This window comes from Brucella sp. GW823-FHT04E01 (genome assembly GCF_058796175.1).
Window position 1 is genome coordinate 154,610 of sequence record NZ_JBXAIK010000007.1, and the last position, 13,170, is coordinate 167,779.

Genomic DNA, 13,170 nt, shown 5'->3' on the forward strand with positions numbered 1-13,170 from the left:
GGCTATGTCTTGAGAAAGATGCAGCGGAACGCATAATCATGAGGTTAATTTTTCTGTCATGAGAAAATCTACGACACTTTTGATCGGTTTCCTCACCACTGCCGCTATTATCCCGAATAATGGCGCGCTGGCTACGAGCAAGGCGAATGATGGCGACTTGCGCCGTATTGTCGATGAAACGGTGCGCCCGCTCATGGCCGAGCAGAAAATCCCCGGCATGGCGGTTGCCATAACCATCGACGGCAAGAGCCACTTCTTCGGTTATGGTGTGGCATCGAAAGAAAGCGGGCAAAAAGTCACTGAAGACACGATTTTCGAGATCGGTTCGGTCAGCAAGACCTTCACTGCAATGCTTGGCGGTTACGGGCTGGCGACAGGCGCGTTCTCCCTGTCCGATCCCGCGACCAAATGGGCTCCTGAACTGGCAGGCAGCAGCTTCGACAAGATCACCATGCGTGATCTTGGGACCTACACGCCGGGCGGATTGTCCCTCCAGTTTCCCGATGCTGTCACCGATGACAGTTCGATGCTGGCATATTTCAAGAAATGGAAGCCGGACTATCCGGCAGGCACGCAGCGTCGCTATTCGAATCCCAGCATCGGCCTGTTCGGCTATCTGGCGGCACGAAGCATGGACAAGCCGTTCGACGTTTTGATGGAGCAAAAGCTTCTGCCTGCATTCGGCCTGAAGAACACCTTCATCAATGTGCCGGAAAGCCAGATGAAGAACTACGCCTACGGCTATTCCAAAGCCAACAAGCCGATCCGGGTATCGGGCGGGGCGCTGGATGCACAAGCCTATGGCATCAAGACCACCGCGCTTGATCTTGCCCGCTTCGTCGAACTGAACATCGACAGCTCATCTCTGGAGCCTGATTTCCAGAAAGCCGTCGCCGCAACGCATACCGGTTACTACCATGTCGGAGCGAACAATCAGGGACTTGGCTGGGAGTTCTACAACTATCCGACTGCGCTCAAGACACTTCTTGCCGGCAATTCGTCGGACATGGCGCTGAAGTCGCACAAAATCGAGAAATTCGATACACCTCGCCAACCGTCAGCTGATGTGCTGATCAATAAGACAGGCTCAACCAACGGCTTTGGCGCTTATGCGGCCTTTATTCCTGCGAAGAAGATCGGAATTGTTCTGCTTGCCAACCGGAATTATCCGATCGATGAGCGCGTAAAGGCTGCCTATCGGATATTGCAGGCGCTCGACAACAAGCAATAGGCCGCAAAAAAGAACCCCGGAAAATCCGGGGTTTTTTCTTTCCAGACCGATCAGCCGCGCGGCAGCAGTTCAGTCAATTCCGGATGCACTTCCTGAAAGCGCTTCATCCAGCGCTTGAGCTTGGGACGGTTACGTTCCCATTTGCCCTCGAAGCGCAGCGCCAGATAGCCCAGCGTGGCGGCGACAGCGATATGACCGCCATGCAGCTTGCCCGCCAGACGTGGCGGTGCTTCGTTCAGAAGATCGAGCGCACGTTCAGCCTTGCGCCATTGCAGGTCGAGCCAGGGCTGATGAATCTTTTCTTCGGGACGCATACGGCGTTCATAGACATGTGCCAGAAGCACGTCGCAGAGACCGTCGGCAATGGCTTCATAGCGCTCTGCATCGGTGCGCTTTTCGGCATTACGCGGGAAGAGCTTGTTACCCGAAACCCGGTTCAGATATTGGATGATTGCACGGCTGTCGAAAACCGATTTGCCATCATCCGTCACCAGCGTCGGAATTTTTCCGAGCGGATTGGCATGGATGAGGTTCTCCGGTTCCGCCGAGGTGTTGACGACGACGCTTTCAAACGGAATGCCAGCATAGTGAGCGGCCATGCGCACCTTCGCGCTGTAGGGCGAAGCAGGCGAATAGAGAATCTGTGTCATCGTTCGTTCCTAAACCGGATATGTAAAGTTTATTGCGTGGCGGGCATCATGACGGAGCGGCTTCGGCAAGCATTGGCATCGACCTGACCGCAAGCGCGGTATTGCAGGTCTTTTGTCATGCAGATGCGAACTTCCTGAAGATAGTTCCGCTTGCAGCTTATCGAAATTCCGTCCGGCTTCATGCCGGGATTGGCTGCGATAAAGGCTTTTTCGACGAGAAGGGGATCAACACGCCGACCACTCGCCAGATTGCGCAGGCTGGGCGGAATGTTGACCTGATCGAAAGCGTTACGCAGCGTTGAGAAATATTCGTCCTGCGACAGGCCCGAACAACTGCCGTGTTTGCGCCATTGATAAGCGACAAGACCGGCAGAAGGCATGATATCCGACAGGCGGGAAATGATTGGACGAGGCACATAGCTGCCCCGACTGCGGGCATTGTCGAACTGGCAGTTCGCCGGATAGCCCCATTCGTTCTGTGGCCAGAGACCATGCACCACGAAACCGAAAGGACGGTTGGTTCCACATTGCTGCTTGTTGGCGCGGGGGCCTTCGGAGGCACAATAGCTCGGCGACCAGGAGAGGGCGAGGACGTAGAAGTCGAACTCGCCCGCAACGTCATCAGCATGGCTTGGTGCGACTGCCAAAACACTCGCAACTGCCGCTGCGAGCAACGTAAACGCAGCTGCACCAAAATTCCGCAGCATATGCCCTCCACTCAATCGTTGCTCAAGGCTTCAGTGTCTGAATCAAAAAGCGACAGGCCGAGGCGAAAATGGTGATTTTCGAGTACCGGAGCGGAGCGTACTTAAAGGTACGTGAGCACCGGAACGCAGACAAATTGCCATTTGCAGACCGGCATGGCGACTTTTGGAGCAGACACTAGCGAAGAACGCGGCAGCTCGCGTCGTAAACATACCAGCGGTCGAAACCATCGACGCAGAATTCGACGTTGCGGCCCATCGAGGCAAAGCCCTGACCTTCTTCGACCATATACCAGACCGAACGGTACTGACCGTCGGTCAGAACGGCGGTTGCCTTGCAATAGGTACGTTCGATCTGGGCCGGATTGGTCTTCGGCTCATAGCGTGTCAGCTGAACATCGCTCATCGCCGAAATACCGACCTGCGGCAGGTTCGGGACATGACGTACCTGATAGCCAAAATCGGAAACCACCGAGCGCAAAACGCTCTGCTGGCTGCAAGCGCCTGCATCGGCAACGCCTGCTGGAGCAGGAGTGAGATAGTCTGCGGCACTGGCCGGCAGAGACACAAGCGTCAGGGGAAGGACAGACGCAGCAAACAGGGCTGCGCGTGAATACTGTCCGATACGTTCCAGGGTTCGTTGCATATCTCTGTCCTGTCCCAAATTGCGAGCTCGCACCCGCTCTAATCTGTGATAGCCGAAGCGTTGAGGCGCAGTTTCTGTCAGCAATTCGCGCGGGTCAAGTGCGATCCGTCTCGCTGCGCACCCACTTGATGCTGAAATTGCTCCCTTTTTCCTCGGCCAGAAGCTTGGTAAGGCAGGGAAGCAGGGTTTGCATCTCACTTTCGAGTGTATAGGGCGGATTAACGACAATCATGCCGGTGCCATCGAGGCGTGGTTCAGCGGACGGTGCACGAATCGCAAGCTCAATCTGCATGATCTTTGGAATGCCGGTTTCCCGCAGCTGCCGGGTGAACCGTTCTGTTTCCTTGCGATCTTTCACCGGATACCACAGTGCATAGATGCCGCCGCCGAAGCGCTTGTAGGCCTTGGCCAGACCGTCGACCAGACGATCGAATTCGCCATCCTTTTCAAAAGGCGGGTCAACCAGAACCATGCCGCGTTTTTCTTTGGGCGGAAGGTGGGCGCCCAGCGCAAGCCAGCCGTCGAGCTCCGTCACGCGGACCTGATAATCACCGTCGAAAAGTTTCGCCAGCTTGGTGGAGTCCTGCGGATGCAGTTCCAGTGCGGACAGGCGATCCTGCTTGCGCAGCAAATGCCGGACGACAAGCGGCGAACCCGGATAATGGCGAAGCTTTTCACCGTTGTTGACCGCACGGACAGCAGCGAGATAGGGCTCCAGAAGTTCAAGCGCGGGCTGCTCGATCTGCCCTTTCTTCACCGCGTCCATGATGCGGTCGATACCGCCCGTCCACTCGCCGGTTTTGCCTGCTTCGATACCCTTCAGGTCGTAGAGGCCAATGCCTGCATGGGTGTCGATGACGCGAAAGGCTTGATCCTTGCGTTTCAGATACTCGACGAGGCGCGTCAGGATGACGTGCTTGACGACATCCGCAAAATTTCCGGCGTGATAGGCGTGACGATAATTCATGGTTGCGCTTGTTTCATGTCGGCCAGTTTTCGGCAAGAGGCAGTGATATCCAAAAAGACCCAGGTCTGCGTCGTTCCTGCAATATCTCTCCTGTCACAAATGTGACATACAACTTTCATCATCCGCTCTGTAGCTTTGAGTCGAGTCCCGAAATGTCTGGTGGCGTCCTTCTGATCGTCCTCTTTGGCGCGTTTCTCCACGCGAGCTGGAACGCAATTGTAAAGGGAAGCGGAGACAAGTTCTTCGGCGCAGCCAGTGTAACCGGTGCAGCCGGTTTGATTGCTCTTTTTATCCTGCCATTCTTGCCACTGCCGAACCCGGCAAGCTGGGGCTACATAGTTGCTTCAACCGTCACGCAGGTATTCTACATGTCGCTCGTGGCCGCGGCTTATAAATCGGGCGACATGAGCGAAGCCTATCCGATTATGCGCGGCACGCCGCCCTTGCTGGTGGCGTTGGTGAGTGCCCCCTTGGTCGGCGAGGTTATGGGCTGGCAAAGCTGGCTTGGGATCGTGCTGATCTGTTCCGGTGTTCTTGCGATGGCGCTGGATGCCCGCCGCAGAAATCGTGGCGCCTCAAGTCGCACGGCGCTGCTTGCGCTCGCGAATGCGGGCTTCATCGCAAGCTATACGATCATTGATGGCCTCGGTGTTCGTGTCTCGGGCGCACCGATTTCCTATACGCTGTGGCTATTCCTGATGAACGCCATGCCGCTGGCAGGCTGGGCTCTTTATCGTGAACCGAACAGGTTTATCCAATATCTGCGCAATCACTGGCGACCGGCCATGATTGGCGGTGTCGGAACCCTCGGTTCTTACGGATTGGCACTTTGGGCGATGACCATGGCTCCGATTGCCGTCGTGGCGGCGCTTCGCGAAACGGCTATCCTCTTCGGCGTACTCATCTCGGCTGTGGTATTGAAGGAAAAGGTTGGCTTGCCGCGTTTCATCGCTGCCGGTCTTATCGTTCTTGGTGCGATTTCGCTCCGCCTGTCGTGAAAATTTATTTCGTCATAGTGACAATCTTCCGGCAGAAATTCGTTTCTGTGCGAAGTGGCTTGAGATAATAAAGTAACATGAACCAGCACGCTCCCATCTCGAACATCAAAACAGGTCATTCGGCTTGCCCGCACGACTGTCCGTCAACTTGCGCACTCGATGTCGAAATCCTCGATGAGCGCACCATAGGGCGTGTGCGGGGGGCAAAGGACAACAGCTACACGGCTGGCGTCATCTGCGCCAAGGTCGCGCGCTATGCCGAGCGTGTCCATCATCCCGACCGCCTCAAGCATCCGCTGGTTCGTGCCGGTGCGAAAGGCGCGGGGCAATGGAAGGAAGCTTCATGGGAAGCAGCACTTGATCTCATTGCCGAGCGCTTCCTGAAAGCCGAGCATGAGTTTGGCAGCGAAAGCGTCTGGCCCTATTACTATGCTGGCACGATGGGGCTGGTGCAGCGCGACTCGATCAATCGTCTGCGTTTCGCCAAGCGCTATTCCAACCAGTTCGACAGTTTCTGTACCAATATGGCCTGGACTGGCTATTTTGCGGGAACAGGAAGCCTGACCGGTCCCGATCCGCGTGAAATGGCAAAGGCAGATGTGGTGGTGATCTGGGGCACCAATGCCGCCGCCACGCAGGTCAATGTGATGACCCACGCGGTTCGGGCGCGAAAGGAACGCGGCGCAAAGATCGTCGTCATCGATGTTTACGCCAATGCGACCGTCCGGCAGGCGGATATGGGCATTGTGCTGAAACCGGGTACGGATGGCGCCTTTGCCTGCGCGGTCATGCATGTGCTGTTCCGTGATGGCCTTGCAGACTGGGATTATCTGGAGCGCTACACCGATGATCCGAAAGGACTGGAAGCGCATCTTCAAACCCGGACACCGGAATGGGCAGCCGCCATCACCGGCCTGTCCGTCGAAGAGATCGAGGCATTCGCTCATCTCGTCGGCAAGACCAAGCGCACCTATTTCCGTCTCGGCTATGGTTTCACCCGCCAGCGCAACGGCGCGGTGAACATGCACGCAGCTTCTTCGATTGCCTGTGTGACAGGCGCTTTCCTTTATGAAGGCGGTGGTGCATTCCACTCGAACTCAGGCATCTTCAAGATGGACAAGCGCGAGATCGAAGGTCGCGCCATGCAGGATGTAGGTCTTCGTTTTCTCGATCAGTCGAAGATCGGTCGTATTCTCACCGGTGACAGTGAGGCTCTTTATGGCGGCCCACCCGTCATGGCGATGCTGATCCAGAACACCAACCCGATGAATGTGACGCCGGAACAGAGGCTGGTTCGCAAAGGTTTCGCGCGCGAGGATCTTTTCGTTGCAGTGCACGAACAGTTCATGACCGATACGGCGAAGATGGCCGATGTCGTCCTGCCTGCGACGACATTCCTTGAGCATGATGATATCTATCGCGGCGGTGGACAGCAGCATGTGGTTCTGGGACCGAAGCTGATCGAGCCTCTTGCCGATGCGCGCCCGAATATTTTCGTTATCAACGAATTGGCGAAACGTCTCGGCGTTGCGCATCTGCCGGGTTTTGATCTCGACGAGCGCACGCTGATCGACAACATGAATGCCAATAGCGACCTGCCGCAATTCGACGAATTGAAGGAAAAGCGCTTTGTCGATCTGCAGCCGCCCTTCGAAGAAGCGCATTATATCAATGGTTTCAAATGGCCGGATGGCAAATTCCGCTTCCGACCCGACTGGACTGGAAGCCCGTCGCCGAACAAGCCGCCGGAAATCATGGGGCTGCAGGGGCCCTTCCAGTCGATACCGGAGTTTCCAGACCATTGGGAAGTGATCGAAACGGCGGATGCCGAGCATCCCTTCCGCATGACGACCTCACCGGCGCATAACTTCCTGAATTCGACCTTTGCCGAGACGCCGACATCGCTCGCCAAGGAAATCCGGCCAGAATTGCTTATTCATCCTGATGACGCGGCTGAGCTTGGCATCGAGAATGGCGAGCGGATCGAGATAGGCAATCATCGTGGCGAGCTGGTGCTTCATGCCGCGCTGCGTGCCGGGCAAAAGCGTGGTGTCGCGGTGTCGGAGGGCATTTTCCCGAATTCGACATTCGAGCGCGGCGAGGGGATCAATATATTGATCGGCGCTGAACCTGCCGCACCCTATGGCGGGCTGGCGGTGCACGATACCAAGATCTGGATTCGAAAAATAAACTCATAAATATTTATCCAACAACGCCGGGCGCATATATAAACTATATATGCGCCCGGCGTTGTTGTTTATTCGCGCTGCTCGTTAGCCAGCGTAACGCAGCTTCAGCTTGGAAACGCCCACAGCTGCATTCAGGCCACGCTGGCCCTGAAGCGAGATCGGCTGAAGCGAAATCGTCTTCCACGAACCGCCGGTCAGGATGTTGGTGCCGAAGCCGACGCCGATCGCGGCATTGGCAGATGCGCCGACATAACGGCCCTGAAGAGCGCCTTCGGGACGAACGGTCGGAGCCCACACAGCCCAGGCGACACGACCGCCATTGATGAAGCCGACATCGATACCGAGCTTGGTAATCGTCCCTGTATAACGCTCAGCCGGACCACGTCCACGGGCTGGGCTGAATACGCAGTCCACATCCTGCTGGCTGCCGATGATGACGCCGATGGCAGGGGAGATATCGCAGGACAGCGTGCCGACTTCCGAGCGCGGCTGGGTGCGACCCGAAGCGGGAGGAGCTACGTAGTCGGCAGCAATGGCTGGAGCCGTGACCGCAATGCCTGAAATGACGGCCATTGCCGAAAGGAAGGAAGTCGAAAAACGGAGAGACATGTCCTTGTCCTCTTCTAAAACACACATTGAAAGAGACGCTTACACGTCCCTTAACGAGATTTGCCGAAGCAAGTTCCGTTACGAAGGGGAATTAGAGCTTTTTGCGGGAAATTAAAGTTTTATTAACAAAAAACTTCGTCTGTGATTAATTTGCCGCGGTTGAACATGGAAAGAGCGCCATCAGGCGCTCAAAACCATCGCATCGGCCATATCCGGCTGGCCGTTTTGCTCATCGGCAAATTTGCGAAGAGCCAATGCATAAAGTTGATGCTCGGCTTTGAGAACGCGGGCTGCGAGCGCTTCGGCATCGTCGCCAACATGTACCGGCACCGCCGCCTGGGCCAGAATCGGACCTTCATCCATCTCTTCCGTGACCAGATGAACGGTACAGCCTGCGACTTTCATGCCCGCATCCAGCGCGCGCTGATGGGTATGCAGTCCAGGGAAAAGCGGGAGCAGGGAAGGATGAATGTTGAGGATGCGGCCTTCATAGGGAGCAATGAAGCGGCCCGACAAGAGGCGCATATAGCCAGCAAGGCAGATCATATCCGGTTTCAACGCGGCGAGCGCGTCCAGAATGGCATCTTCATGCTCATCCTTCGAGGCAAAGTCCTTGCGCTTGAAAACCTGTGTCGCAATACCGGCAGCCTTTGCTTTGGCAAGGCCACCAGCTTCTTCCTTGTCGGAAAAGACCGCCACCACTTCCGCCGGAAAATCGGCGGCTTGCGCAGCGCGGATCAGCGCCTCCATATTGGAGCCGCCGCCCGAAATGAAGATGACGACCCGCTTGCGGCTCATAGCGAAAGCGTGCCTTTGTAGACGACGCCGTCCTTTTCACGCTTCACCATCTGGCCGAGCGTGACAACCTTTTCGCCTTCAGCGGCAAGGGCAGCCACGACTTCCTCGACCTTTTCAGGCTTCACGACGGCAATCATGCCGATGCCGCAATTGAATGTGCGCAGCATTTCGTTCGGCTCGACGTCGCCCGTCTTGGCAAGCCAGGAGAAGACCGCCGGAACGGAAATCGACGTAAGATCGATTTCGGCAGCGAGACCTTCCGGCAGGACGCGCGGAATATTGTCGGGAAAACCGCCGCCGGTGATGTGGGCCAGCGCCTTGATACCGTCTGAAGCGCGGATTGCGGCAAGAAGAGGCTTCACATAAATGCGTGTTGGGGTGAGCAGCGCTTCACCGAGTGTTGCGCCCGGCTGGAACGGGGCATCGGACTTCCAGCCGAGGCCGGAGAGTTCAACGATTCGGCGTACCAGTGAAAATCCGTTGGAATGAACACCGGACGAAGCAAGGCCGAGTATGACATCACCTTCGGCGATATCGCCACGCGGCAGCAGACGGTCGCGTTCAGCCGCACCAACCGCGAAACCGGCAAGATCATAATCGCCGTCGCGATACATGCCGGGCATTTCAGCGGTTTCACCGCCTATCAGTGCGCTACCGGCTTGTCGGCATCCTTCTGCGATACCCGCAACGATATCGACACCCTGATCCGGCGAAAGCTTGCCGGTCGCAAAATAGTCGAGGAAGAAAAGCGGTTCAGCACCCTGAACGACGAGATCGTTGACGCACATGGCAACAAGATCAATGCCCACCGTGTCGTGCTTGTCGGCATCGATGGCGATCTTCAGCTTGGTGCCGACACCATCATTGGCGGCAACGAGTACCGGATCCTTGAAGCCAGCAGCCTTGAGGTCGAACAGCCCGCCAAAACCGCCGATCTCGCCATCCGCACCGGGGCGGCGCGTGGAGCGCACGAGCGGCTTGATCTTCTCGACCATCAGGTTCCCGGCATCGATGTCGACACCAGCCTGCGCATAGGTCAGGCCGTTCTGGCCAACAGGCTTATCGGCGGGCTTATTTTCCATGGTCATGGCCTGCTCCTGAAATTGGGTGCTTATCCACGCAGCTGTTTAATGCATTTTCGGCAAAAGCGTGTAACGGTTTTGCTCAAGAAAAATGCGATAAACAGAGAATGTGCGCGCAATGGCACGAGACGGCGCTGCCTGCAAGGCCACAAAGCTCGAAAAGAGCGAAACAGTGCAGGATTCTGCCTGAAATCGTAAAGCACCGTCCATAACTCGATAGAAGGTTGTGTTTCGTCAGGCTTTTCGCACAGACATTGCAATCCTCAGTAACCGTTCTAACTTGTTCCCGTTCGCACTAAGATATCCGTAACGCCATTCTGCTATCAGGACTGGCTCTATCCAATTCGTTTCCTGGAAATAGATGCACATGGTCAAGAAACCGACACCCACGCGCACGAGCGCCAGCCGAACGATCCGTCAGTCGGAAGCGACAGTTCGGGATGGTGATATCCACGTCAATGTGGAAGTCGGCGCGCTGACCGGCTCTTCGGTGCGCCGTCAGGCGATGTTCTGGGTGGGGACCGTCGCGGTCTTCGTTCTGTTCCTGATCGTATTCAGTTCAGTGCTGTTGCCTTTTGTTGCGGGCATGGCGCTGGCCTATTTCCTCGACCCTGTCGCAGACAGGCTGGAACGTTTCGGCTTGTCCCGGCTTACGGCCACAATCGTCATCCTGCTCATCTTCCTGATGGCGCTGGTAGTCGGCCTGATGATTATTGTGCCGATCTTGGCAACCCAGCTAGCTGACTTCATTTCTAAAATTCCAGACTACATCACACAACTTCAGTCGCTTCTGGCAAACGAAGATTCGCAATGGCTGAAGAAATATATCGGTATTGACAGTTCGGTCATTCAGCAGAATCTGAGTTCTCTGCTCCAGCAGGGCGCCGGGTTCATGTCGACCTTGCTTCAATCCCTGTGGAATTCGGGGAAATCGCTGATCGATATTGCGGGGCTTTTCGTCGTCACTCCGGTGGTTGCATTCTACATGCTTCTGGATTGGGACCGCATGGTCAGCAGCATCGATTCATGGGTGCCGCGCCGCCAGCTTCATACCGTGCGCCGCATCGCCCGCGAGATGAATGCCGCCGTCGCCGGTTTCATTCGCGGGCAGGGAACGCTCTGTCTCATTCTGGGAACCTATTACGCCATCGGTCTCACGCTGACCGGACTTAATTTCGGCCTGTTGATCGGCTTTTTTGCCGGTCTCATCAGCTTTATTCCCTATATCGGTTCCTTTGTTGGTCTGGCGCTCGCCATCGGTGTGGCGCTGGTCCAGTTCTGGCCTGACTGGATCATGATCTGTGCCGTCGCGGGTGTGTTTTTCCTTGGTCAGTTTGTGGAAGGAAACATCCTCCAGCCGAAGCTCGTCGGCTCGTCCGTGGGGCTTCATCCGGTCTGGCTTATGTTCGCTCTTTTTGCCTTCGGCTCGCTGTTCGGCTTTACAGGAATGCTGGTGGCAGTGCCCGCAGCGGCTGCAGTCGGGGTGCTTGTGCGGTTCGCATTGAATAGCTATCTCCATTCACCGATGTATGATCCTGCCTACCATCAGCCAAACCCCGACGCCGGGCCGCTGATCGAGGCAGGCGAGAATGCAGGCAAAGAGAAATGAGATTGGGTCGTAACCGGACAAGGTTTGAAACGGGATTTGCAGGAGGCCGCGATGCGTGAGGCACCGCGCCAGATTCCGTTGAATCTTGAGCATCAGCCCGGTTATCATCGGGAAGACATGATCGTCACGGGTTCTAACCGTGCCGCTGTCGATCTTATCGATCGCTGGCCGAACTGGCTGTCGCCTGTCACGATCCTTGCCGGGCCGACGGGATCAGGCAAGACGCATCTGGCGGAAATCTGGCGCGCCGGAACAGGTGCACTTCTGGTAGACCCCACGAACATTACCGAGGAAGCTGTAAACGGCGCTGCCGAATATCCGGTGCTGATCGACGATATAGGTGCTGCGCCTTTCGATGAAACCGGACTTTTCCATCTCATCAACAGCGTTCGGCAGAATGCGGCTCAGGGGGTTGGGCCTTCCCTGCTCATGACCTCCCGTCTGTGGCCAGCCAACTGGAACGTAAAGCTTCCCGATCTTGCCTCGCGCCTCAAGGCTGCAACCGTCGTGGAAATTTCGGAACCGGACGATCTGCTGCTTTCCGGCGTTATTCACAAACTCTTCGCGGACCGGCAGGTAAGCGTCGAGCCGCATGTCGTCGCCTATCTGGTGAGCCGGATCGAGCGCTCGCTTCTGTCTGCGATCCAGATCGTCGACAAGCTTGACCGGGCGGCACTTGAGCAGAAAAGCCGCATCACGCGCACGCTTGCCGCTCAGGTTCTGGCGGGCAGCGAACAGCCGGAACGCTGAGGATGAAGATAGCGGTCACCGGAGCGGGTGGTTTTATCGGAAGCGCACTCACTCAAGTGCTAATCGGGGAAGGGCATGAAGTCCTGCCTCTGTCCCGGAATGAACTGTCTGATCCAGATTTCTCAGGTGTTGAAACGGTTGTTCATTGTGCAGCACTTGCTCACCGCACTGGCGCAGAACGACCGGATGCCGATACATTCAATGCGGTCAATCATCGACTGGCCGTGGAACTCGCCACCAAGGCAAAAGCCGCCGGCGTAAAGCGCTTCGTGTTTGTATCCACGATCTATACGATTGTGGGAAACCCATCGCCGCTGAGGCCGGACATGCCACTGAAGCCGCGTGATGATTACGGCCGTGCCAAGGCGAAGGCGGAAGCCGATCTGCGCGAAATCAACGGGATCGAGATCGTCATCGCGCGCCCGGTTCTCGTTTACGGTCCCGGAGCGCGGGCGAACCTGAAAGCCTTGATGAAGCTCTGCAACAGCGGATTGCCGTTGCCGTTCGGTCTGGCAGACAACAGGCGCAGTTTCGTGTCGCTTGAAAACGTCGCCCATGCGCTGACATTTTTAAGCGTGGCGCCTGCCGAAAAGGTTGCCGGGCGGGTGTTTCATCTTGCTGAGCCGCAACCGCGCTCCACAAAAGAACTCGTGACGAAGCTGCGTGCTGCCTTGGGAAAGCCTTTGCGTCTTGTACCCGTTCCACCGGTCTTCATGCGGCTCCTGCTATCGGCAGCGGGCAAAAGCGGTCTCTACGACCAGCTTTATGGTGATCTGGTCGCAGACAGTTCATCACTGATTGAAGCAGGATTCGATTATCTGCCGGGCGATCGGCAGCTCGAAGCAATGGCGCGTGGTCTGGATTAGAGCATGTCTCCCAAAAGTGGGAACCGGTTTTTGGGATAAAGACAAGCGTAAAAACAAAGAGATAGAGCGGT

General features: G+C 56.4%; 13 protein-coding genes. 6 read left to right on the forward strand and 7 right to left on the reverse strand.

The window, feature by feature from the left end; translation table 11 throughout:
- Nucleotides 1-58 precede the first annotated feature (58 nt).
- Entirely contained in the window at nucleotides 59-1,231 is a 1,173-nt protein-coding gene (blaOCH, locus tag AC1RHM_RS22550) for an OCH family extended-spectrum class C beta-lactamase (protein ID WP_151576886.1), read from the forward strand.
- A gap of 50 nt (nucleotides 1,232-1,281) precedes the next feature.
- On the opposite strand, the gene AC1RHM_RS22555 is transcribed toward blaOCH, so the two are convergent.
- The 4 genes from AC1RHM_RS22555 to AC1RHM_RS22570 all read right to left on the reverse strand — a co-directional run bounded on the left by AC1RHM_RS22555 (nucleotide 1,282) and on the right by AC1RHM_RS22570 (nucleotide 4,198).
- Nucleotides 1,282-1,881, reverse strand: coding sequence for a glutathione S-transferase (locus tag AC1RHM_RS22555; protein ID WP_010661684.1), 600 nt, complete (start codon nucleotides 1,879-1,881; stop codon nucleotides 1,282-1,284).
- Between the two features lie 29 nt (nucleotides 1,882-1,910).
- Complete coding sequence (locus AC1RHM_RS22560; RefSeq protein WP_012092380.1) at nucleotides 1,911-2,588, reverse strand: ribonuclease T2 family protein; 678 nt, start codon at nucleotides 2,586-2,588, stop codon at nucleotides 1,911-1,913.
- A 175-nt stretch (nucleotides 2,589-2,763) separates the two neighbouring features.
- Nucleotides 2,764-3,231: a phage portal protein gene (locus tag AC1RHM_RS22565; protein ID WP_010661686.1), complete on the reverse strand. Its 468-nt coding sequence runs from the start codon at nucleotides 3,229-3,231 to the stop codon at nucleotides 2,764-2,766.
- 94 nt (nucleotides 3,232-3,325) lie between these two features.
- Nucleotides 3,326-4,198, reverse strand: a complete 873-nt coding sequence (locus AC1RHM_RS22570; protein ID WP_010661687.1) for a 23S rRNA (adenine(2030)-N(6))-methyltransferase RlmJ — start codon at nucleotides 4,196-4,198, stop codon at nucleotides 3,326-3,328.
- 152 nt (nucleotides 4,199-4,350) lie between these two features.
- Here AC1RHM_RS22570 and AC1RHM_RS22575 point away from each other — a divergent pair, with 152 nt between their 5' ends.
- Complete coding sequence (locus tag AC1RHM_RS22575) at nucleotides 4,351-5,196, forward strand: DMT family transporter (RefSeq protein WP_010661688.1); 846 nt, start codon at nucleotides 4,351-4,353, stop codon at nucleotides 5,194-5,196.
- Nucleotides 5,197-5,273: 77 nt separating this feature from the next.
- The gene (locus AC1RHM_RS22580; protein ID WP_036585751.1) at nucleotides 5,274-7,394 is read left to right on the forward strand and encodes a molybdopterin oxidoreductase family protein; all 2,121 of its coding nucleotides are present in this window, start codon (nucleotides 5,274-5,276) and stop codon (nucleotides 7,392-7,394) included.
- A gap of 75 nt (nucleotides 7,395-7,469) precedes the next feature.
- On the opposite strand, the gene AC1RHM_RS22585 is transcribed toward AC1RHM_RS22580, so the two are convergent.
- The 3 genes from AC1RHM_RS22585 to purM form a co-directional block, all read right to left on the reverse strand.
- Nucleotides 7,470-7,994, reverse strand: coding sequence for a DUF992 domain-containing protein (locus AC1RHM_RS22585; RefSeq protein WP_010661690.1), 525 nt, complete (start codon nucleotides 7,992-7,994; stop codon nucleotides 7,470-7,472).
- A gap of 180 nt (nucleotides 7,995-8,174) precedes the next feature.
- The gene (gene purN, locus AC1RHM_RS22590) at nucleotides 8,175-8,792 is read right to left on the reverse strand and encodes a phosphoribosylglycinamide formyltransferase (protein ID WP_029925196.1); all 618 of its coding nucleotides are present in this window, start codon (nucleotides 8,790-8,792) and stop codon (nucleotides 8,175-8,177) included.
- A complete protein-coding gene (gene purM, locus AC1RHM_RS22595; protein ID WP_151576885.1) occupies nucleotides 8,789-9,880 on the reverse strand; it encodes a phosphoribosylformylglycinamidine cyclo-ligase in 1,092 nt (363 codons plus the stop codon). Before purM ends, purN begins: the two co-directional genes overlap by 4 nt.
- 361 nt (nucleotides 9,881-10,241) lie before the next feature.
- Between purM and AC1RHM_RS22600 the strand changes: the two genes are divergently transcribed.
- Genes AC1RHM_RS22600 through AC1RHM_RS22610 form a run of 3 tightly spaced genes read left to right on the forward strand, consistent with a single transcriptional unit; the run spans nucleotide 10,242 to nucleotide 13,099 of the window.
- On the forward strand, nucleotides 10,242-11,483 hold the full coding sequence (locus tag AC1RHM_RS22600; RefSeq protein WP_029376318.1) for an AI-2E family transporter: 1,242 nt from the start codon (nucleotides 10,242-10,244) through the stop codon (nucleotides 11,481-11,483).
- Nucleotides 11,484-11,534: 51 nt separating this feature from the next.
- Nucleotides 11,535-12,233: a DnaA regulatory inactivator HdaA gene (hdaA, locus tag AC1RHM_RS22605; RefSeq protein WP_010661694.1), complete on the forward strand. Its 699-nt coding sequence runs from the start codon at nucleotides 11,535-11,537 to the stop codon at nucleotides 12,231-12,233.
- A gap of 2 nt (nucleotides 12,234-12,235) precedes the next feature.
- On the forward strand, nucleotides 12,236-13,099 hold the full coding sequence (locus tag AC1RHM_RS22610; protein WP_010661695.1) for an NAD-dependent epimerase/dehydratase family protein: 864 nt from the start codon (nucleotides 12,236-12,238) through the stop codon (nucleotides 13,097-13,099).
- The last annotated feature ends 71 nt before the right edge of the window (nucleotides 13,100-13,170 follow it).

Coding starts and splice junctions, on each gene's coding strand:
- AC1RHM_RS22580 (WP_036585751.1), top strand. CDS start 5,274: ATGAACCAGCACGCTCCCATCTCGAACATCAAAACAGGTCATTCGGCT.
- purM (WP_151576885.1), bottom strand. CDS start 9,880: ATGACCATGGAAAATAAGCCCGCCGATAAGCCTGTTGGCCAGAACGGC.
- AC1RHM_RS22555 (WP_010661684.1), bottom strand. CDS start 1,881: ATGACACAGATTCTCTATTCGCCTGCTTCGCCCTACAGCGCGAAGGTG.
- AC1RHM_RS22585 (WP_010661690.1), bottom strand. CDS start 7,994: ATGTCTCTCCGTTTTTCGACTTCCTTCCTTTCGGCAATGGCCGTCATT.
- hdaA (WP_010661694.1), top strand. CDS start 11,535: ATGCGTGAGGCACCGCGCCAGATTCCGTTGAATCTTGAGCATCAGCCC.
- AC1RHM_RS22600 (WP_029376318.1), top strand. CDS start 10,242: ATGGTCAAGAAACCGACACCCACGCGCACGAGCGCCAGCCGAACGATC.
- AC1RHM_RS22575 (WP_010661688.1), top strand. CDS start 4,351: ATGTCTGGTGGCGTCCTTCTGATCGTCCTCTTTGGCGCGTTTCTCCAC.
- blaOCH (WP_151576886.1), top strand. CDS start 59: ATGAGAAAATCTACGACACTTTTGATCGGTTTCCTCACCACTGCCGCT.
- purN (WP_029925196.1), bottom strand. CDS start 8,792: ATGAGCCGCAAGCGGGTCGTCATCTTCATTTCGGGCGGCGGCTCCAAT.
- AC1RHM_RS22565 (WP_010661686.1), bottom strand. CDS start 3,231: ATGCAACGAACCCTGGAACGTATCGGACAGTATTCACGCGCAGCCCTG.
- AC1RHM_RS22610 (WP_010661695.1), top strand. CDS start 12,236: ATGAAGATAGCGGTCACCGGAGCGGGTGGTTTTATCGGAAGCGCACTC.
- AC1RHM_RS22570 (WP_010661687.1), bottom strand. CDS start 4,198: ATGAATTATCGTCACGCCTATCACGCCGGAAATTTTGCGGATGTCGTC.
- AC1RHM_RS22560 (WP_012092380.1), bottom strand. CDS start 2,588: ATGCTGCGGAATTTTGGTGCAGCTGCGTTTACGTTGCTCGCAGCGGCA.